The organism is Bacteroides intestinalis DSM 17393 (assembly GCF_000172175.1).
Lineage (GTDB): Bacteria > Bacteroidota > Bacteroidia > Bacteroidales > Bacteroidaceae > Bacteroides > Bacteroides intestinalis.
In genome coordinates this window covers 703,803-725,248 of sequence record NZ_ABJL02000007.1, presented here as the reverse complement: position 1 = coordinate 725,248, position 21,446 = coordinate 703,803, and the positions used below count along the sequence as shown (strand labels likewise).

Genomic DNA, 21,446 nt, shown 5'->3' with positions numbered 1-21,446 from the left:
CACAGAATCGGAATCTAAAAATCATACGGAAAGAAAGCACAATCGTACGAACGAAATAAATCTTTTCCGCTTACCACGCTATCAGAGCCGGTTTATTCACAGATTCCCTGGTTCCGAAAGAACTATTCTTATTATTATCAGAATCATCTCCCAATTGGCGGACTTCCCTGATCAATACAAATGTAATTTCCGACTGCCGGCATTTGCGTATCAATGAAGTGACATCAAGCTGATGCCAAGATGCTGTTTCAGTAACAACTATCTCACCGGCTACATGTGCCGCATTACCTACATCGGTTACGCGCACCTGGTCTTTTTCCAGATTGGGGGCATTCTTCCAGTTCAGGGTACTTTCGTCCCAATTACTATTATCCAGCGCGTAGACATGGAAGCGATAGGGAGATTTGGTTGACGAACTGCCATACAACCGGAGTATAGCGGCATTCATTTCCTCTTTATTCATACCCGACAAGTCGAACTTGAGATAGCTAACCTGATTGCCATTGGCTCGGGAAGCATTCATTTCTATATTCATCACTTTGGCTTTACCAAAGTTTTTCTCACTATTTGCCCCGGCCTTAACGGTTGCATCCGCCGTTGCCACCAGTGTCTTTGTAGCATTGGAACAGATAGGAATGGTAAGGAGCATTACACTCTGGGCAGGAAGTTCAAACGAAAGCTGTCCTTCTTCTGAGGTTTCTTTTATCCAGACCACTTCACCATAAGCATTTGCACTTACTTCCTCGGCAATCACCTTGGTTCCTACCGGAAGGTTCAGCGACTTCAGGTCCAATGTGAGATGGTTTGAAGAGAGTTTCCGTTGTACCAGCCATACATAATATCTCATTTCTTCCGGATTAAAAGAAGTTATTGCATCCACATCATTATCAGCAACCGACTTCACAGTATTCAGCAACGGGCGTTCTTCCTTAAATCCTTTTGCAAACAGGCGAACAACTTCACCCGTACGCTGAATGCCACTTATATCAAAAGAGGAAGGAATCTCTTTGACGGACTCCGCATCAAACAGTTTGATTTCCCTCACTTTGATACTCCCCTTATCCATTGCAACAAAGCGGACTTTAGAAGTAGTTACAGGAGCATCGAACAGAAAAAAGGATTGAGCATAACGTGCATCTTTCTCAACGGTTTCTTTTATATCCGCCCACTCGGTACCGTCCCAATACTGCAAACGGAATTTCTTCACCCGGTCGGGAGCCGTATAAACTCCATATGCCGAACCCGTATAGACTACAGCCCCACCCAATGAAGTACTTTTTCCCAGATTGATTTCCAGGCATTTCTCTGCATCTGTATCTTGAGACACCCACATGGAAGCATCTGCCTTATTACCATCGGTTACTACTTTCACCGCTACTGGGCGAGATGAAGTCAGATCCATTACTTTCTTACCCAATGCCACATTGGTATAGGCATCCTCCACAATCCGTTTGCCTTGCCAGATAAAGTGATGTCCTGACTTAATGCCACGCGGATATGTTCCGCTGGTAGTATTGGCAAACTTAAAAGCCCACATTCCATACCCTTGATTGAGTGTATTGTTTGTATATTCACCGGCCCACTCTGTGAACAAGGAAGGAGAATCCATCGTCTCTTCCTTATCGATCAGATATGCATTCATCCAACGCCCTGTTTCCGTATAAACGATCGGAAGCGGTTGTTTCAAAGGATGATTTTCCACTATAATCTTTCTTATATCAGAAACCTTGGACGCATAACCTGCTGCCGGAAGATTATAAGAGTGGGTAGAAAATATATCCATCAAGTCCCTGTCCGAAGGCAAGCCTCGATAGTCAATACGCAGATTCTTCACGACTTCGGCCCACCAGTTTGTATTGGAACCCGCTGTAACCGGACTCACAAAACGTGATTTCAGATTCTTCCCATACAGCCTATTCACATCCTGCACGGCACAATAAACAGCATCCGAAACTATTTTCATGGCATCTACATACTGGGTGATCTTCATTGGTCCGGCATGGCGATGATTCGGTTCGTTGTGCATGGCGTACATGGTTACATCCCCTGTCTTAGCCGCATAAAAAGCTAATGCATAGAAACGCTGCCACTGCTTCCATTTATTACTCCACGTTCCATCAAAATCGGTGGAATTTATCTGAAGAATAGCATCGATATTCAGGCGTTTCAATTCTTTCAACGTGTATTCGAATACCATGGAATTGGTAGAAAAATGTGCTTCCCCACACTTCGCCAGAATAGTTTCCCATTGAATGAAACGATTATGCTCCGGATTGTTTCGCAACTCATTCTTACAGGACTCAAAAGCCTCCAATGTAGAAAGCTCTTTATCATTGAGCACAACGGACTGGGGAATATAATCGTTCAGAGAAGTCCATACGCGCACACTGTTCACATTAGAGTATTCAAGCCAACCGGAAACATTACTTCCGGGTAAATAATATCCTTGATTGTAAGCCACATATTTCATGGACTTACCAATAATTTCTTTAGCCACCGTCACCTGCATTTCCTTTTCCAAAGGTTCCTGGAAAGCTCTTGGAGCTTCACCTGTAGTAACAGGAATCGGCATACCCGCCTTTTCCTTACCGTATACTTCAAACTCATTAATCCGGATCGGTTCACCATCGGTAGATACCAGACGAATCTGGAAAGTGAGCAACTCCGGATGAAAGGTGAACTCAAGCTTATCCAACCTGTTCTCCGTGCATTCCGTATCCGGCAGGTCCGTCCAATTGGCATCATCCCAGTATTGAATCTTAAAATTCTTCACCGACCAGAATCCCGGTGCTTTTCCTTTCTCCTGCTCTGTTTGTTCGGCATCCGGAATTCCTGTATAGATAACAACCCGGTTTATATTATAATATCTCTCGAGATTAATATCCAGTGTATGGGGCGGACGCGCACTTTTACCACTCATCCAGGTAGATTTACGCGAAACGATTCCATCCGTCACATTGGATGCCGGAAACTCTTTCTGCTGCGATGAGGCAGTGACCGGTTTGTGTAATGCTACATTGACATTATCTGCATGTAGCCCTAAAAAGGGCATAACAATAGCACCACAGACTAAAAATAGTTGTTTCTTCAAGCTCATAAATTATCTTTTAATGGGTATTTCTATTCTTTAAAGTAACAGGCTTTATAAGCCGCTTCAGCATATCTCCTACCAAGGATTATCTGACTGTCAGCACTAAAATGAGGGTCATTTTCATTGATCAGGGGCACCAATTCCCGGGATGACACACAATAGGAATAGGGAATATGCCGGGGAACCGTACGCAACATCTTATTAAATGCATCCGAAGTCCCATTCACCCGCCATTCGGCAATCTCTCCTACAATGACGGGGAGCTTTGTATCTCCCAGATCTTCCCGCAAATCGGCAACCAGCTTTTGTAACTTCGCCATATACGCTTCCGGATTCCGACTATCGGCTTCACCCTGATGCCAGATAATCGCTTTCAACGTTCCGTACTTCATGGCCTGGCGTATACGTGACAAAGCTTCTCCATAATAATCATCCTTAGCTCCTTTCAACCACGAATTTATAGAACTCCCCCCGCGTGCATTAACCACTAACCCAAGTTTATGCTTCGTTTTGTCTGCAATGGCCTTTGCAAAAGAATAGGCCGGGCCTACTCCTTGCAGATCTATTTGCTTGCGGATAGTAGAGTACTTATTTAAAGGATTCCTTGCAGGTTCCATATCACCGTTCGGAGTCAGCAAGTATACATCCTTTATACTGCCTTTATAGTTATCAGTAATATATCCCCGTCCTGCCATGTTGGACTGGCCAATGAAAAGGAACAGATCAAGCTGGGGTATCATCGGTTCAGGATTGACACATACGCCTTCCGTTTCCAACCTGTATTTATCCGTGCGGAAGGGAAGGGCGGGAAAGCCTTCTTTATTAAAGAAATTTATGTATCCACTATTCACCCAGAGATAACGGACATCTACAGGATCATTTACCTGATTGCTCTTTACACGTACCCGATTGTTATCGACAATCACTGCTTCAGCCGGATAAAACTGACCGTCTTTACCGGCAACCATAAATCCGGAAAGCGAGGAAGAACCGTCTTTGACAATAATCCCCGTACCCGCATTCGCAAATTCCAGAAGTAAACTGCCGTCTCTGGTTTTCGTTTTCTTTCTAAATTCAGGTCCCTGATAAACGATCTTCTTACCATAAACTTTACCCAAAGCCATCTGTGCAAGGCGCCAGCCAACTGTGTCTTTCACAATCGGATGAATATCTTTGGGATTTCCCTGGTCAAAAGCAACGGCCATACCTGTATTCTTCACATGCAGTGAGGTGAGGTATTGCGCCTCACGCAACTCATTCCAGTAACGGGTCTTTGTTTCAAATCGAGGTAACTGTACAAACAGGAAAGGAATATCTCCCTGTCCCCACGATGCCCTCCACTCCTTTATCATAGCGGGGAACAGTTTACGATATTGTGCCCCACGTGCTGTATTCGACTCTCCCTGATAGAAAATAAATCCTTTCAGAGTATATGGACTGACAACGTTCAACATCGTTTCGGATAAACCAACCGGACGACGAAAGTTCCATTTTCCCATAGGCTCCGTAGGTTTACCAATGTATTGTTTCTTTTCTGCTGATAATTTGTTATACTCTGCCAAAGACTTAATATAACGGTCATATATCTTCTCGTACTCTCCAGACTGATAAGCATCAGCAATACTATCATAACGCTCTATGATAGGGCGGAAGTCTTTATCGGACAACAGCAACTTCCGGCTCGTCCACGCCTCAACCGTCGTTCCTCCTACGGGTAGCTGAATGATACCGATAGGAATATTCAAATCTTTATGCAGATTCTTCGCAAAGTAGTAAGCAACAGCTGCAAACTCTGGTGCTGTCTCAGGAGTACAAGTCTTCCAGGATGTTTCAGGTACTTCGTGTTCCGGATAATATTTTCTCGGTACTTTATAATAACGTATCTGAGGATAATCAGCCAAATCGATTTCCGCCTTCGCATCCTTCACCCTGCGCAAAGCAAACTCCATATTTGACTGACCACCCGCCAGCCATACGTCACCTACGAAAACATCTCTAAAACTAACCTTATTATTACCATTTATAACTTCTAATTTATAAGGTCCTCCGGCTTCTCCGGTCCTTAGTGTGACCATCCATTTTCCATCAACAGCCTTACTTTTCCGACTGTGTCCTTCAAACAACACTTCAACCTGCGAACCGTCTGCCGCCTCTCCCCAGATCTTCACGTTTGCATTACGCTGCAATACCATATGATCCGTAAAAACATCGGCAACCGTAAACCCACCGTCAGCAAAAACAACGATGCTGGCCAGAAATAAAAATAAAGAAAATAAAATGCGTTTCATAGTTCAATTCGGTTTAAAAATGACTCTGCAAAGATGTCCGTTTACCGAGTGAAGACATATAACAATCGTTCTTTTATGAAGCAACTTTGTACAGTCGTGTTTAATACTGGTATTTTGCCATCGGATTGGCAAAGTTTTGCCAACAGAGTGGCAATATGTTGCCAATACGGTGGCAAGGTCTTGCCTCCTTATTGGCAACTATCAGAAACCTTATTCTGCATGATCCGGACGCTCTGTACTTAATATTGTTTTCAGTAATATCACCCGACGGTCTCCTTTCAGGGAAACTTTCATTGTATTCTTTATATGCGAGATATCTGTTTCGACACTTAACTGTTGCTTGGGTTGAAGCACATAGTTCCCTGTTGTTTTGTCATTGACGGTGATGCTGATGTAAAGAGGCTCGTCCACAGGATTCTCCAATATGGTAATCATGGTTTTCTTCTTCCCGGACAATGTCATGTAGAAATATCCTTCACCGCTGGTAGATGATTTACTGATCAACGGGCTTCCTCCTTTTGAAAAAGTGAATGGAGCCATAGGTCTTCTTCCATAAGGTACATATTGCACACCCGGTTTTGAATTCCACCCACCATAAGCACCGGCGTACTGGTAACCATATTCATCAATCTTCACTTCATATCTGGGGTCATGCTCCTGTCCTTTTGGAATGATAGGAACAGTGTTTACCATCAGGCCATTACAAGGTGCGTTCACGATTCCCCGTTCGGAAGCATAGTCTCCCCAGATAATTGAGTCAGTTACTTCCACATACGGTTCATGCTGCTTGTCGACAGACATATAACGAAGCATATTAAAAAGAAGTTTATCAGCTACGGGGTCTACTCCGCAATGATTAATCAAATCGAAACCAGACAACAGTATGGAGCCTTCACCCATAAACATCTCCGACAAGGCTGTCGCAGCCAAAGCACGGCTATAGTTGGCAAGGACGGCTACATTCTCCATCCCGGATTCACGAAGATCATATCCTTTGTCCACCGGATAAATGGCAGGAAAGCCTTTCTTCGATTCATTATAGGAGGTATAGTCGGACCAAAGGCGGAACTGCTTAGGGGTTAATCCGCTAAAAACCGGATGATACGGACGTTCGAGATTGATATTCATACCATCCGCATAGGCCAGAGACGGTGAAAGATAAACCGGATCATTATTGCTGTCTTTCAGAAACTCCACGGAAGTTGGCAACCACGATTGATTGAATGTTGTAGCATCTTGTTGCAGGCAAATAATGCGTCCACCCTTACTTACATATTCTTTCAACTGCCCTGACTGATTATCCAGTGAATCATCCCATGAATTCTTAGCCAGAATTAAGGTAGAGTTCCGGGGTAATTCCTTAACCATACGAACCGCTTTTACAGGGTAACCGAGTTTTTGCAAACAGTTCAAGGTTTGCTCTCCTGCCGAAGAATCGTACACATAAATGGTTTTCTTCATCACCTCTGTACCCCGCCAGTCTTTTCCGGCTATGAACAGTTCACTCTCATTATAGGACACCTTACTGCCTTTCGACCAAATCTCACCTTTCAGCGTATAGTCTCCCGAAGGCAGATTCTGAGGAATATCTATCGACAAAGGCCTCTTACAAGTGCCATAATAAGGAACAGATGGAAGATCGATCTCTCCCGCCAATACTTTCTCACCTTCCTTTTCAATCCACCACTGCAAATGAACTTCATCCAAATCATTGCCATAATCATCGTCATTGACAACATGGGCTACCACCGCAAGCTTACTCCCTGCATAAATCTGCGACTGCCAATTCTCCCAACTCAGTAATACAGGCTGATAGCTGATCTGATATTGCCAGGCTACAGGTTTCGGTTTCATCTCAGCAAAGGACTTTACCCCATCCCAGTTATGAAATATAATTGTAAAGGGCATGGTACCTGCCAAGCAACTATTTTGACTTCTCAACCGACGGAACAATTCCGTTGCATTCTTCAGTACAAAAGCCTGATAGGTCATAGCTGCTCCAGCTTGTTCATCATCGGGCAGATGTCCTGTCCAACACTTCTGCGAACCCGGTTGTTTGGTTCTGGAACAGAGGTTGAAACGCCCGTCTATTCCTGTATAGTTTCCTACACATTCGGTAAAAGTAATCGGTTGTACTCTTCCCGGATTTTGCCACATCGCCTTATCACGCATATTGAGATAAGTAAGGAAAGTATTATAATACCATCCCCAATACCTATGTACATCATAGATATCGCCCGAATGTCCCAGTCCATAACCGGTATTGCCTATATACAATCTGGTATCATCCCATTTCTTGAGTTCACGACACATCTTTGTCAGGAACTCCCGATACAGATCGCCCGTTTTACCTTCATAAGGCATTTCATTGGATAAAATATAGATGACTACGGAAGGATGAGGAGTGAACGGTCCCAGATCAATCTCCTTATAGGTTCTGAGTGACAGGTCAAAGTCTGTCGGTGGTGCAGTCTTGGTTGCATGTTTGGGGCGACCATACCGACCGGCAAATATCATCATACCTTCTTCATCGCACACATCCATCCAATTCTGATCATCGGGAATACGGATGATATTTATGTTCAGGCTCTTCATAAAGCGAACATAATCACGTGCAAAGTCTTTGCTTCTTTCCAGCTGTTCGGGTATTCCCCGCTCAGGCGGATTAATGGCATTACCCCGCAGATAGATAGGTTTATCATTCAAATAAAATACACCATCCCGCATTTCAAACTTTCTGAACCCAATCCGCTTATGCAAAGTTTCAGTACCTGCCTTTACTTCCAAGTCATAAAGTGCAGGATTAACAGGACTCCATAGTTCAGGAGTCAATTGGTCTATTTTCCAGACCACCGTTGTATCCACTTTATTCTTAAAATAAAATTCTCCGGAATGGCTGCACAATATCGCCTTATTCCGGGCATGCGTAATTACAGCATCAAGGGACAAACTTTCGTTCGCCTCAGCAGACAACATTACTTCAATCCTGATATCCTTATCGGTAGTGATAGGAGTTATCTTATGAACCTTTGCCGCCAACAGAGACAACGGAAAGAATGCACATAAAGCACACAATAATCTTGTTTTCATAGTATCAATTATAATAGTAAACTTATTCTTCTCCTTTCTGATATTGGGCGGGAGTCACCCCGAACAACTCCCTGAAACGTTTTATGAAATAGCTTGGGGAGTTGAAGCCAACTTCATATGCTATCTCCGAAACAGTCTTCGTATCCATCTGTTTCAGTAGCATCTGCGCCTTCTTCAATCTGATATTCAGAATGAAGTCATTGGGTGTCTGCCCTGTGATACCCTTAATCTTCAGGAAGAGTTTGGTACGGCCGGTATTCATGGCCTGAGCAAACATATTCACGTCAAAATCCGGATTATCCAGATTTTGTTCAATACACGCTACACATTGTTCCATGAACTGATGGTCTGCGCTATTCGTTGCCAGTATATCCACATTGTTATCCATTTGTTTTGCATATTTTTTCTGTAACAGCTTTCTGCTGTTTACCAGATTGTTACAACGCATAAACAAATGTTTCACATTAAAAGGTTTAGTCACATAGTCATCTGCACCCATTTTTAACCCTTGCATTGTATATTCTTCGGCTGTCTGGGCCGTCAGTAATATCACTGGGATATGGGATGTTTCAAAATTACTCTTTATCTTCCTGCACATTTCTATACCGGACATCTTGGGCATCATGATATCGCTCAGTACAATATCGGGCTGTATTTCTTTTGTTTTATCCAGTCCTTCTTCACCATCCTGCGCTTCGCAAACGGAATATACTTTGGAGAACAGACGAACCAGTAAACCTCTGAGTTCTTCATTGTCTTCAACAATCAGGATTTTACTCTTTGTATCTTCCAATTCATTAGCAGGATTCTCATCATCCATCACATCAGTCAGTGCCTTGTCACCATACATGGTCAACTCTGAAATGCATGATGAATCGATATCGGGAGTTGCCACTTTTTGTGAATCGGCAATGTGACTATCTCCCAAAGGCAATTCAACCACAAAAGTGGTTCCCTTTCCCTCCATGCTCCGCACACTGATTTTGCCTTTATGGGCTTCAATTATACTTTTAGCAAGTGCCAATCCTATGCCCGTACCTTTCTGGTTGTCCGTGCTGTCGACCTGATAAAAACGATCGAATATCTTATCCAGACTCTTTTCGGCAATACCGATACCCGTATCTGAAATAAGAATAACCACACTATTTTCATATTCCTGTACTGATAAGGAGACTGTACCACCCAGAGATGTATATTTGAAAGCATTGGACAGCAAGTTATAAATCACCTTTTCAAGCTGTACTACATCAAACCAGACTTCCAGATTCCTATCCTTATTAAGAAATTCAAGATTAATCTGTTTACCCCGTGCATACTCTTTGAAAGACAGATAGATTTCATCCAGGAACGCATAAATATCCTGCTTGCTGTATTTGAACTTTTCGAAACCCTGTTCTTGTTTCCTGAAATCAAGAAGCTCGGTTATCAGGCGCTTCATACGTAAGGTATTCCGATGAATATTTACCAGTTTATTGTACACTAACGGCTGAATATCATTCCTTTCCATCAACATCTCCAACTGACTCACAATCAATGTGAGCGGAGTACGAAATTCATGTGAAATATTGGTAAAAAAGCGAAGTTTGGACTGGTTCAGTTCTTCTATCTGTTTCTTCTCTTTCTTCTCGTATTCAAGTGAAGCCCGCAACTTTAATTTGGAAGAATAGAAACTAACCACTATATAGACAGATACAATCACAATAATAACATAAATACAATATGCCCAGACAGATTTGTAAAAAGGTGGCTTCACCACAATATCGATTTCCTTAAAAATACTTTCTTTACCGGAATATTCCTCAGAGCTCTTTATCTTTAGCTTATACCTACCCGGATTCAGGTTGGTGTAAGTAATGCCTTTACGATAACCTGCACTCATCCAGTCTTTATCAAATCCCTCCAATTTATAGTAAATCCGGTTTCTCAGTACCGATACATAATTGGACAACGAGAAATTTATAGTGATGATGGAATGGTTATGATTCAGCGTAATTTGTGGCTGATACAAAATAGACTCAGAGAGAATATTGGAATCATCATTCGGCAATATAACCTGGTTATTCACTTCCAATGAGGTAAAGTTAAGCTGATAGGGCTTTACATAAGAATTCAATTCTTTTTCAAAGAAAGATATCATCATCTTGGGACCGGAAAGGAATATCTCATTATCGCTGGCCACAAACAATCCGTAAGGGTTCAATGCCGTCATCGGAAAACCATTCTGTTTATTATAGTTATAAAAGCGCTGGTTCTCCATATCAAAACGTGAAAAGCCCTGATTACTGGCTATCAGGAGATAGCCGGACAAAGACTCTTTTATATCAAGGATATAATCATTGATCAGGTCCGAATTGTGTGAGTTAAACGGTTTGAATGAATTGTTATCCGGCTCATATAGGAATATACCATCTCCCGAAGAACCTGCCCAGATATTACCTTTCTTATCTTCAAAAAGTACATTTATCAAATTACTGCCTATAACCCGGTTTGAACTATTAGGAACGAAATACTCATCTCGTTTCCGGGTTTCAAGATTATATTTAACCAGTCCCAATGAATAAGAGAACCATAAATTATTGTTCCTGTCAAGAAGCATATCAATGATCTGTCTGTTATTGAGTCTACTATCTTTCAGTAGCTTTGTGCACTCTCCTGTTTGAGGATCAAACAAACCTATTCCGTTATGGGTTGCCAGCAAAAGATTTCCTTTATACGGAATAACTTTGCGTACTACATCATTGATCAACGAATTCTCTTTCCCCGGAATATGCCTGTAATTGGTAAACTGATGCGTTTTCAAGTCCAATTTATCCAATCCTCCTCGTAATGTACCTACCCACAGAGTCTGGTTTTCCTCATCCAAATGCAGAGATTGTACCGTATTGGATGCAAGGGAATTCTTATTTATATCATGCTTAAACTCTGCGAAGCTTCTTGTTTTTCGATCGAGATAGTTCACTCCACCACCTTCCGTTGCAATCCAGATATTTCCTTTAGAGTCTTCTTTCATTCGTCCGGCAAAAGGAGAGGTCAGCTTTCCTTGCTGAGATTCATCGGAATAATAATAGGTATAAATCTCATAGTCCGGATTAAACAGATTAACCCCACCGTAATAAGTGCCAATCCAGAAAGTTCCTTGCTGATCCTTCATCATACAGATGATGGAAGAATTACTCAAGCTATAAGGTTTATTATCTTCACTGTAATTGGTGAAAGTATTGGTGGTGACATCCAATTTATCCAAACCTTTAAAAGTTCCCACCCAATAGTTACCCAAGTTATCTTCGACCACACAACGGACGTAATTGCTGGAAAGTCCATTCTTATAAGGTGCATGCACATAGTTTGTTTTTCCACCGTTCCTGTCCAGTCGGAAAAGCCCGTCATCTTTGGTACCTACCCAAATATTCTTTTTGGAGTCTTCATAAATACAGGTTATATCCTTTGTTGGGAGATAATTAAGCCATTTCTTATTACTGTCCAGCATGTACAAGCCATTATTCATGGTTCCTACATATAGGTTTCCTTCATGGTCTTCGGTCACACAAGATAAGCGTACATCCTCTAGGTGATAATAATATTCCAACTTATCTTCCGCACGGTTATAGGTGAATAAAGAGTCCCTAGTACAAGCCCACAACCGAGAGTTACCGTAACTAATGGCTTGAATGTTATTATCGCGAATTGTATGAAAAATATTCTTCTTAATATCATATTCAACTACGGCATACTTGCAACGAATATAAATATGCCCGTCCTTATCACCACAAATCGTACCTATATTATTATTATAAAGACTATGTTTATCATTCTCAACCGGACGGAATATATAAAAATCAGTACCGTTATAACGATTCAAACCATCTTTAGTACCTATCCAGATTATTCCGAATTCATCCTGATAAATAGATGTAACTGTTGGTTGCGAGATGCCATTTTCTACTCCGAATGTTTGAAAATGGATATCCTGTGCGAACAACAATCCGGGAGCCAGAAATAAAAGGAGCAACAATATCCGCAACATTACTATTGATAAGAGAGTCTTTTTCATATCGTACAATTTTGTTATAAGGTTCCTGTTTTGCAAAACAAAAATAGCGGAATCTATGAATGACCTATATAAAAATAGAACAAATCTATGTTGATATCGTACGGAAGCCCTCCGAATTCACCGATTCATACCCGGAACTCATCGGCTTTTCTACCGGAAATCACCCGGAAGGGCTATACAGGGATGAATAATTCGCTTACCTTTGAGCCATGAATCAATAACAATAGAAATAATGGAAAAGAAACAAAACTTCCCGTCTCATGCAGGTTTATCGGGCAAAGCACTGATAGCTTCACTCTTCATCATCTCCGGAATATTACTGTTTGCCCGTAACGTAGGTTGGATTACGTATGACTTATTTAGCATAGTGGTATCCTGGCATAGTCTTCTTATTGTATTAGGTATCTACACGATAACGCGCCGCCATTATCTGAGCGGTTCTATCCTCACCCTGATAGGTGTTTATTTTTTAGTTGGAGGATTATCGTGGTTACCGGAGAACTCACAAACCATTGTCTGGCCTGTTGCACTGATTGTGGCGGGTATTTTGTTCTTTGTAAAATCCCGCCGTAGAGAACGCTGGATGAAAAGCCATATGAACGGCCGTTACCAGGACTGGGCTAAAAGAAGAGGTGGACATATGCACATGAATATGGAAAACAATGAGCAACAATGCGAATCGGAAAACGGTTATCTGCGTTCCGACAATGCTTTTGGTTCTGTACGTCATGTCGTATTGGATGAATTGTTCAAAGGAGCCAGTATCCGGGCTTCATTCGGAGGAACCGTCATTGATCTACGCCACACGCATCTTGCACCGGGAGAAACCTATATTGATATCGACTGTACTTGTAGTGGAATAGAGTTGTACATTCCTTCAGACTGGAATGTTGTACCTCAATGTAATGCTTTTGCCGGCGGATGCGAGGATAAGCGTTGGCAAGGAGCAAATATTAATAAAGAAAGTACACTAATAATCCGTGGAAATATTTCCTTCGGTGGATTAGAGATTAAAGACTAATCCTATGAGAGCACATCCAATTATAGATTATCCTTATCGTTGGTTTCCGATGCTTGTGCTTGCATTGGTTCTGGCAATCATCCAGGCAACCCTGTTGTGGGGATATACCGGAGCTGACTGGCTACCTGCCATCATCGACGGAATCACAACAATCGGATGGCTTGCGGCACTGGCATACCTGGCTTGGTTTGTAGTAGGCCAAGTATCCATTCTCCAGACAAATGTCATTACGGTTGTATCAGGAATATTGCTCTGGATTGCGGGCAGCTTCATGGTCTGCGACATTATGGTAAGAATTGCAGGAATACCTTATATCTCTTTTGCCTCTACCATACCTTTCAGACTTCTGTTCGGCATACCGACATGGATAGCCATTATATTGTGGTATCACCTGATAGTAGTGAAAGCCCCGGAAGCACAAGAAGATGAATTCATTGTACCGCAATCCGTAAAAGCAGAAAAAACGGAAGAGCAAGAGGAAACCATTGATCGCATTACTGTAAAAGACGGGGCACGAATACATATCATCAAAGTAGATGAACTGCTATATATCCAGGCGTGTGGAGATTATGCGACTTTGATCACCCCCACAGGAGAGTACATCAAAGAGCAAACCATGAAGTATTTTGAAGGACATCTGCCAAGTGACAACTTTGTGCGTATCCATCGTTCCACCATTGTAAACGTGACACAGATATCGCGGGTAGAACTATTCGGAAAAGAAACCTACCAAGTGTTATTGAAAAACGGAACTAAATTACGGGTTAGCCTGACGGGCTACCGGCTATTGAAAGAACAACTGGGAATATAAAGACCTAAACTATTCTATAAAACAAAAGCGAAGAATCCGCCCCATTGTGAATTCTTCGCTTTTTTTTTAGCAGACAAGGTTATCTGATTATTTCTTCTTATCGTCTTTCTTTGGTTCATCCTTTTGGGTTTCCTGTTTATCTTCCTTTCCTTCCGGATGGATGATTCCCTTTACGGTCTCGCCAATAGGTAGTTTGTCCAGTACACCGAGGCTCGGAGCCACCGTCTTCACCAATGTATTCAGGAAGTTGCTTGTACCTCCGTTTCCACCATCGAATACAGTAATGTTTCCTAAATTCATGTGTTCGAATGCTTTCACCTGTTCTCCGGCAATTTCTTTCCATTGATCTACCATCTTATATTGGATAGCGATAGCCGGATTAGATTCTGCCGCACGTACCATAGCCTCGAAACCTTCAGCTTCAGCAAGCAATGATTTCTTCTTACCTTCAGCCTCAGCTTCCAACTTCATCTGGATGGCTCTTGCTTCAGCCTCAGCCTGTGCCAGAGTTGCTTTTGCACGAGCTTCAGCCTCACGGGTAATCTTTTCGGCAACAGCATCAGCCTGAAGAATGGCTTCTTGCTTTGCAACTTCAGCAGGTACAATCTTTTCAGCCTTCAAAGAAGATTCCACTTTACGGGCTTTAGCCTCTTCTACTTCTTTTTGAGCTATTTCGCGGGCAGCCTGTACGGCAGCTTCCGAACGTGCTTCAGCTTCACCGGCCTGTTTGTCGGCATTGGCACGCGTTACAGCCAGTTCGGCATCAGATTGTGCCACAGCTTTCTGAGCCTCATTTCGCCCGATAGCAGCTTTCTTTCCTGCTTCCGCCTGCTTAATCTCCATGTCAGAATTCAGTTCGGCAATACGGCTTTCCTTTTCCGTATTAGCCTGCTCAATCCTGATATTTTTTTCAGCTTCAGCCTTTGCCACCTGCGACTCTTTTTCAGCGTTGGCAATAGCTACCTGCGAGATTCGATCCTTATCAGCATTAGCCACAGAGATTTCCTGCAATTTTTTAGTCTCGGCAATGGCAATATCTTGGTCTTTACGTGTTTCGGCAACTTTCGTCTCACGTTCCTTTATTTGATTGGCAATCTTGATGGCACCCAGTTTCTCCTGTTCCTCAATGTTTGCCTGAGCCTCATTCAACGCCTTACTTTCAGCTTCCTTACCTAGGTTGACAATATAATTGGCAGCATCACGGATATCGCTGATGTTGATGTTCATCAGATACAAACCAAATTTACGAAGTTCCGTATCGATGTTATCCTTTACTTTAGAAAGGAATTTATCGCGATCGGAGTTCAGCTCTTCAATCGTCATATCGGCAATGACCAAACGCATCTGACCGTACACAACATCCGTTATTAGGTTCTGTTTATCATCTATTGTCAACCCCAACATACGTTCAGCAGCATTTTGCATTACTTCCGCATCAGTACTGATGGCAACTGTTATCGTGGTCGGTACATCCACACGGATATTCTGGGCAGACAGTGCACCAGTCAGTTTACAGTCTATCTGCATCGGTTTCATGGACAGGAATTCATATCCCTGGATTATCGGCCACACAAATGCAGCACCACCATGATACAACTTGGCAGACTTCTTATCACCGCCCGTTTTACCATATACTACCAGTACTTCGTCACTTTTACATTTCCGGTAGCGGGAAAGTATACCAATGAAGGTAAGTAAGATAACCGCCACGAGTATGGCGGCCATAATCATCATTTCTTGTGTCATAAATCTATGTTTTTGAGTTTTGTTTTACCGAATATACAATGTTCCGTCCTCGTAGCCCGTGATGATGGTTTTATCACCGGTCTGATACATTATGTCCATTTCAGATACCACATCAACCTCTCGCATGGCTCCGTCGCGACTTACTTGTACGGTAAACCGGCTGCCTCCCTGTTTAAAGTAGATGGTACATTCACGCCCTACAAGCTGTTCCGTCTTTTCTGTCTTATTTACCTGCTGTAACTGATAGGCTTTTTTATAAAGAAACCACACAGCGAAAACGAAAAACAGACCAATCAAAATGGCAATGGCATAACTCTGAATGTCAGTATTTCCAATCAGATACATGTACCATCCAAAACCGATACCGAAGTGCGTCAATCCCTTAAAAGACACCACACTGCTGATGTCGGCATCCACATCTGTATCCGCATCAATGTCTCCGAAAAAAATGGAAAGAATGAACTGTATCACAAAAATACCAGTTGTGACCACGGCGATAATCAGAAATATATTACTGCTCATAGGAATTTGAATTATTGTGGTTTACAATATATTTAGATATATTATTCCAAATATACACATTTGCAGAACATACACAAAGAAACCGTTCTCTATTTAACAAAATTTTCTTGAGGAGGAAAGCAACATTACACAAAGATATTTGTTATGTTTACGGACGCTATGATGAAACATCTACACTATATATTTCTGTTTATGTGCCTCTCATTAGGAATGTCTGTCATTCTGCAAGAGGAACAGCCGGCACTTCGGATGATTACCGAAGCCTCGACAGATACTTCCGTCACCCCTACACAAACAGGATGTTTCATTTCAATGTCAGCAGATTGTTACTCAACCATTGCTCACCGCCCGTTCTTTAATGATGAAAACAATGAACGTAAAATCAACGGCATCCTCTTTCAGGAGAACTCTTATAATCAAGCTAACGCTCCATCGAAATTACTGAAACTTAAGATCCATCCGTCTGTAGGACAGATGCAACGTATATTCTCCACTCATTTATCGGTGGAACAAAATGCCAGCCTCTCTTTCACTCCCAGCGCTATCCGTTATTCTTACGGATATTACGTCTACGAGTTGAAGCATATTCTGATTTAAACCACCACTCTACTTGTTACTCCCCCCTTTACCGGAGGTATGCCATTGGCATGTCTTTGGTCAACCTATTGTTTATTCACATCTAAATTTAATGTAATTACTATGCTCGATTTATTAATAGCTACCCTTGAAATGATGGGGCTTACATTCGTGATCGGCTTCTTCGTGGCTTTCATTATCAAAATGATTGCCGTTGCTGCCAACTCATTCGACTTTTACAGTTCACACCAGAAAGAACTGCTTCGCCTGCGACGCCTGCGCAAGTTGCGCCAGAAGGTGGAACTCATGATACGGGATATCCCTATAGAAGAAAATGAACTCTATAACGATAAACGCGAAGAATTCAGCCGCGGAGTCAACCGTGAGCTTTCCGATTATCGCGGATATTATCATGGAGTAAGCGCCGGAGTTTCCAACGCTAACCTGATGGATTACTACTATCCCGAAGATACGCACATGATGTATCTGAAACAACAAGAAGAGATGTTATATCATAAGAAACAGTCCGGAAAATCTACCGGTAAGACCAAATAAGAAATAGTATGGAAAATATAGATTTCGCGACCCTATTCCAAGGTTTTGGAACAATGATGGAAAGTGGCTACCTACTTGCATCAGCCCGTGTGTTTTTAATCCTTTTAGGTTTGTTACTCATATATCTGGGCTGGAAAGGAGTGCTTGAGCCTATGGTAATGATTCCGATGGGGCTGGGTATGATTGCCATCAATTGTGGAACACTTTTCATGCCGGACGGCACATTAGGCAACCTCTTTCTCGATCCGATGCTTTCGGATACGGACGACCTGATGAATACGATGCAGATAGACTTTTTGCAACCTGTCTATACACTGACGTTCAGCAACGGATTGATAGCTTGCTTTGTGTTTATGGGGATAGGCACGCTGCTGGATGTGGGCTTTCTGTTGCAGAAGCCTTTTGTCAGCCTTTTCCTGGCGCTGTGTGCGGAACTGGGGACTTTCCTGACTATACCCGTAGCTTCTGCCCTTGGACTGACATTGCAAGAAAGTGCTTCTGTAGCTATGGTAGGAGGTGCAGATGGTCCTATGGTTCTGTTCACATCACTGGCTCTGGCCAAACATTTATTTGTACCTATCACAGCAGTGGCTTATCTGTATCTGGGACTAACGTATGGCGGCTACCCGTATCTGGTGAAGTTACTGGTTCCAAAACGCCTGCGTGCCATCAAGATGACTTCGAAGAAAGCACCTAAAAACTACGATGCCAAGGTGAAACTGGCATTCTCGGCTGTGCTGTGTGCAGTGTTGTGCTTCTTGTTCCCGGTGGCTTCGCCGTTGTTCTTCTCTCTCTTCCTGGGAGTTGCCGTACGTGAATCAGGCATGAAGCATATTTATGATTTCGTCAGCGGCCCGCTGCTTTATGGCTCTACATTTATGTTGGGCGTATTGCTGGGCGTGCTTTGCGATGCGCACTTGCTGCTCGATCCGAAAATTCTGAAATTGCTGGTATTGGGTATAGTGGCACTGTTGCTTTCGGGTATCGGTGGCATTATGGGAGGATACATCATGTACTTCATTAAGAAAGGAAATTATAATCCGGTGATCGGCATTGCAGCTGTCAGTTGTGTGCCGACTACAGCAAAGGTAGCTCAAAAGCTGGTTAGTAAGGATAATCCTGACTCGTTTATTCTGGGGGATGCCTTGGGGGCAAATATCTCCGGGGTCATCACTTCGGCTATTATTACGGGTATTTATATCACGATCATTCCATATCTTTAAGATAATTATAAAGTAAAGGTACACTGATTTGAGGTTGTGTCGAAACTCTGACAAGCGTATCATTTTGTCATCCTGAGCTTGTCGAAGGATCTCTTCTCTGTGCATTCAGGGGAGCAGATCCTTCACTACGTTCAGGATGACAGAGCGAAATGATAGTGATTCTTACTTTTGACACATTTACATTTGCAGTATTAAATATCACAACAAAATATAAGTGTATATTTGAAAAGTAGAGTTGCAGTGAACTAACTTTGACACTAGTCTTAAATGACTATAGGCTGAATCAGACTGCAACTCTCTTAATAGGAGAACCTAGCCAGTTAGAATTGTAGGCTCACGACCTAATAAATGTATTAGCTGTTTCTCCTTCATGTTTAATACTGTAAATACAAAGTTATGAATTATTCTCATTTTGTAGGTCTTGATGTAGGAAAAAAAACTTTCGATGCATCATTAATGTCCGCAGACGAAAAAGAGTTGTCTCACAAGTCTTTTGATAACGCTCCAACTGGGATCCAATCTTTATTGGATTGGATAGCTGGTTATCATCTCTCTTTATCCAAACTCTTGTTCTGTGCTGAAAACATGGGAAGTTATGTCACAGAGTTATCTGTTTCCAGTGTCTCCATGGGATTTTCCCTGGCTTTGGTTTGCCCGTTGACCATCAAGAAGTCCATAGGCTTGCAACGAGGCAAAAATGACCGCATTGACGCCAAAAGAATAGCGAACTATGCGGTATTACACTATCGAAAACTGGAGTTATACAAATTGCCTGACAAAGACTTGGTGAGACTGCGGGGATGGATTATTATACGTGACAATTTAGTCAAGCAAAAAGTATCAAGCATAAAGTTATTGGAAACATTCTCCCGGATGGCTAAGTTGGCTGATGTGACAGAATCTATTTCTTTTTTGGAAGAGCAGCTCAAGTCGATAAAAGAAAGAATCCTGGAGGTGGAAGAGGATATGGAGCAACTAATAGCCGCCAGTACATCGCTTTACACAAACTACTTGCTATTAAGAAGTATAAAAGGAATAGGAATTATCAATGCCATTGTATTACTGTGTGTTACTGACAATTTTCAAAGATTTGACAACCCGAGGAAATTTGCCTGCTATTGTGGGGTCGCCCCATTTGAACATACTTCAGGTATTTCCATACGGGGAAAAACGCAGACTTCTTCATTGGCTAACAAAGAAGTAAAAGTATACCTTACCCGGGCAGCTATTACTGCCATCTCTTGGGATCCGCAGATGAAAGCATACTATAAAAGGAAAATAGCAGAGGGGAAACATAAAGCAGCTGTAATCAATGCTGTAAGAGCCAAAATCATAGCAAGGTCTTTTGCTGTGATACGAAGGCAGACTCCATTTGTAACATTAGCCGTATAATAAAAAGGTCCTTAACTTCGAAAATATCTTAGGTTTAGGAAGTAGCTATACACTTCCGAAGAGTAGTTATGTCTATATACAAACTTACCCAAGGATACGTTAATGTTCGTAAACTTGGGTAAGATTTTATAGATATTGTTTGGAGAGGACTTAGAATTCAACCTCCTGTATTTATTATTCTACTGTCACAGCCGTACCGCAAGCGGTTACCATCAGCATACTACCGCTTCCACCTACAGTTTCATAATCCAAATCCACGCCTATCACGGCATTTGCTCCGAGAGCTCTGGCGTGTTCCTGCATTTCACGCAGGGCGATATCTTTCGCTTCGCGCAGCACTTCCTCATAAGAGCCGCTACGTCCGCCCACTACATCGCGGATGCTGGCAAAAAAGTCACGGAATACATTGGCACCGATAATCGTCTCGCCTGAAACGATACCGTAATAGCGGGTGATACGTCCACCCTCGATAGTTGGGGTTGTTGTTACTAACATAATCTTTCTCTATTTATTTAAGTTATTTGTACCCTATTAGACGCACGAATAAAGCGAAAAGTTGCAGTAGCGAGAGCTTTTATACCTCTTCATTATAATAAAAAAACAAAAAAGAGAGCACCTATATATGAGCAAAGTCAGCATTTATCTATCTTTGTGCCGAAGAAATGGAAACAAAGCATTTTATATTTAAAATAATGATGTATCTGGTCGTAGTGCTTTTTGCTCTGCAACCAGAAGATTATAATTCCTTTTCCGAGAACGAACCTCCCTTTCTTTGCATCGAACAAAATGAGCATCATTCGTCGGGAGAGTTTAACGATGAAGCTGTTATCTCACGTACACTTTCTTTAAACCGTGCGCGCAAGCTCTGTGCAGAGACTACGACTACTTATACTTTCTCTACTGAGAACGCTAATTTATATCAATACAGTGACGGTAGCCAACCGTGCAACCTCAGGAGCGTATATTCACCCGAACGCTCCCTACTTTGTATATACCGGCTTTAGCACAAGTCCTTCTATTACCGTATTTTTATATTCTATCCGGGACGAATCATACATTCGTTCCGCTATGTCTAATTAA

14 protein-coding genes are annotated in these 21,446 nt (G+C 42.3%); 7 read left to right on the top strand and 7 right to left on the bottom strand.

The annotated features are described in order from the left end of the window. Positions 1 to 70: 70 nt before the first annotated feature. From BACINT_RS06660 to BACINT_RS06645, 4 genes are all read right to left on the bottom strand, one after another. Positions 71 to 3,097 carry a DNRLRE domain-containing protein gene (locus BACINT_RS06660; RefSeq protein WP_007661622.1) on the bottom strand — a complete coding sequence of 1,009 codons (3,027 nt, stop codon included), beginning with the start codon at positions 3,095 to 3,097 and terminating at the stop codon, positions 71 to 73. A gap of 23 nt (positions 3,098 to 3,120) precedes the next feature. Continuing rightward, positions 3,121 to 5,379: a sialate O-acetylesterase gene (locus tag BACINT_RS06655; RefSeq protein ID WP_007661619.1), complete on the bottom strand. Its 2,259-nt coding sequence runs from the start codon at positions 5,377 to 5,379 to the stop codon at positions 3,121 to 3,123. 210 nt (positions 5,380 to 5,589) lie between these two features. Beyond that, the gene (locus BACINT_RS06650) at positions 5,590 to 8,469 is read right to left on the bottom strand and encodes a glycoside hydrolase family 2 TIM barrel-domain containing protein (RefSeq protein ID WP_007661617.1); all 2,880 of its coding nucleotides are present in this window, start codon (positions 8,467 to 8,469) and stop codon (positions 5,590 to 5,592) included. Between the two features lie 22 nt (positions 8,470 to 8,491). After that, complete coding sequence (locus BACINT_RS06645; protein WP_044154809.1) at positions 8,492 to 12,493, bottom strand: hybrid sensor histidine kinase/response regulator transcription factor; 4,002 nt, start codon at positions 12,491 to 12,493, stop codon at positions 8,492 to 8,494. Positions 12,494 to 12,752: 259 nt separating this feature from the next. Between BACINT_RS06645 and BACINT_RS06640 the strand changes: the two genes are divergently transcribed. Further along, positions 12,753 to 13,541 carry a LiaF transmembrane domain-containing protein gene (locus BACINT_RS06640; RefSeq protein ID WP_007661611.1) on the top strand — a complete coding sequence of 263 codons (789 nt, stop codon included), beginning with the start codon at positions 12,753 to 12,755 and terminating at the stop codon, positions 13,539 to 13,541. A gap of 4 nt (positions 13,542 to 13,545) precedes the next feature. After that, the gene (locus BACINT_RS06635) at positions 13,546 to 14,352 is read left to right on the top strand and encodes a LytTR family DNA-binding domain-containing protein (RefSeq protein WP_007661610.1); all 807 of its coding nucleotides are present in this window, start codon (positions 13,546 to 13,548) and stop codon (positions 14,350 to 14,352) included. Positions 14,353 to 14,439: 87 nt separating this feature from the next. Here BACINT_RS06635 and BACINT_RS06630 read toward each other — a convergent pair whose 3' ends face one another. Further along, positions 14,440 to 16,098, bottom strand: a complete 1,659-nt coding sequence (locus BACINT_RS06630) for a flotillin family protein (protein ID WP_007661608.1) — start codon at positions 16,096 to 16,098, stop codon at positions 14,440 to 14,442. A gap of 24 nt (positions 16,099 to 16,122) precedes the next feature. Further along, entirely contained in the window at positions 16,123 to 16,620 is a 498-nt protein-coding gene (locus BACINT_RS06625) for a hypothetical protein (RefSeq protein WP_007661606.1), read from the bottom strand. Between the two features lie 159 nt (positions 16,621 to 16,779). Between BACINT_RS06625 and BACINT_RS06620 the strand changes: the two genes are divergently transcribed. The 4 genes from BACINT_RS06620 (at position 16,780) to BACINT_RS06605 (ending at position 20,366) form a co-directional block, all read left to right on the top strand. Continuing rightward, complete coding sequence (locus BACINT_RS06620) at positions 16,780 to 17,217, top strand: hypothetical protein (RefSeq protein WP_232288748.1); 438 nt, start codon at positions 16,780 to 16,782, stop codon at positions 17,215 to 17,217. A 102-nt stretch (positions 17,218 to 17,319) separates the two neighbouring features. After that, complete coding sequence (locus BACINT_RS06615; RefSeq protein ID WP_007661603.1) at positions 17,320 to 17,751, top strand: hypothetical protein; 432 nt, start codon at positions 17,320 to 17,322, stop codon at positions 17,749 to 17,751. A gap of 8 nt (positions 17,752 to 17,759) precedes the next feature. Then, on the top strand, positions 17,760 to 18,974 hold the full coding sequence (locus BACINT_RS06610) for a sodium ion-translocating decarboxylase subunit beta (protein ID WP_007661601.1): 1,215 nt from the start codon (positions 17,760 to 17,762) through the stop codon (positions 18,972 to 18,974). A gap of 396 nt (positions 18,975 to 19,370) precedes the next feature. After that, the gene (locus tag BACINT_RS06605) at positions 19,371 to 20,366 is read left to right on the top strand and encodes an IS110 family RNA-guided transposase (protein WP_007660818.1); all 996 of its coding nucleotides are present in this window, start codon (positions 19,371 to 19,373) and stop codon (positions 20,364 to 20,366) included. A 174-nt stretch (positions 20,367 to 20,540) separates the two neighbouring features. On the opposite strand, the gene BACINT_RS06600 is transcribed toward BACINT_RS06605, so the two are convergent. Beyond that, positions 20,541 to 20,861, bottom strand: coding sequence for a heavy metal-binding domain-containing protein (locus BACINT_RS06600; RefSeq protein ID WP_007210905.1), 321 nt, complete (start codon positions 20,859 to 20,861; stop codon positions 20,541 to 20,543). A 167-nt stretch (positions 20,862 to 21,028) separates the two neighbouring features. On the opposite strand from BACINT_RS06600, the gene BACINT_RS06595 reads away from it, so the two are divergent. Further along, positions 21,029 to 21,370, top strand: a complete 342-nt coding sequence (locus BACINT_RS06595; protein ID WP_225663114.1) for a hypothetical protein — start codon at positions 21,029 to 21,031, stop codon at positions 21,368 to 21,370. Positions 21,371 to 21,446: the final 76 nt, after the last annotated feature.

Coding starts and splice junctions, on each gene's coding strand:
- BACINT_RS06660 (WP_007661622.1), bottom strand. CDS start 3,097: ATGAGCTTGAAGAAACAACTATTTTTAGTCTGTGGTGCTATTGTTATG.
- BACINT_RS06600 (WP_007210905.1), bottom strand. CDS start 20,861: ATGTTAGTAACAACAACCCCAACTATCGAGGGTGGACGTATCACCCGC.
- BACINT_RS06640 (WP_007661611.1), top strand. CDS start 12,753: ATGGAAAAGAAACAAAACTTCCCGTCTCATGCAGGTTTATCGGGCAAA.
- BACINT_RS06635 (WP_007661610.1), top strand. CDS start 13,546: ATGAGAGCACATCCAATTATAGATTATCCTTATCGTTGGTTTCCGATG.
- BACINT_RS06605 (WP_007660818.1), top strand. CDS start 19,371: ATGAATTATTCTCATTTTGTAGGTCTTGATGTAGGAAAAAAAACTTTC.
- BACINT_RS06630 (WP_007661608.1), bottom strand. CDS start 16,098: ATGACACAAGAAATGATGATTATGGCCGCCATACTCGTGGCGGTTATC.
- BACINT_RS06620 (WP_232288748.1), top strand. CDS start 16,780: ATGATGAAACATCTACACTATATATTTCTGTTTATGTGCCTCTCATTA.
- BACINT_RS06645 (WP_044154809.1), bottom strand. CDS start 12,493: ATGTTGCGGATATTGTTGCTCCTTTTATTTCTGGCTCCCGGATTGTTG.
- BACINT_RS06595 (WP_225663114.1), top strand. CDS start 21,029: ATGGAAACAAAGCATTTTATATTTAAAATAATGATGTATCTGGTCGTA.
- BACINT_RS06655 (WP_007661619.1), bottom strand. CDS start 5,379: ATGAAACGCATTTTATTTTCTTTATTTTTATTTCTGGCCAGCATCGTT.
- BACINT_RS06625 (WP_007661606.1), bottom strand. CDS start 16,620: ATGAGCAGTAATATATTTCTGATTATCGCCGTGGTCACAACTGGTATT.
- BACINT_RS06615 (WP_007661603.1), top strand. CDS start 17,320: ATGCTCGATTTATTAATAGCTACCCTTGAAATGATGGGGCTTACATTC.
- BACINT_RS06650 (WP_007661617.1), bottom strand. CDS start 8,469: ATGAAAACAAGATTATTGTGTGCTTTATGTGCATTCTTTCCGTTGTCT.
- BACINT_RS06610 (WP_007661601.1), top strand. CDS start 17,760: ATGGAAAATATAGATTTCGCGACCCTATTCCAAGGTTTTGGAACAATG.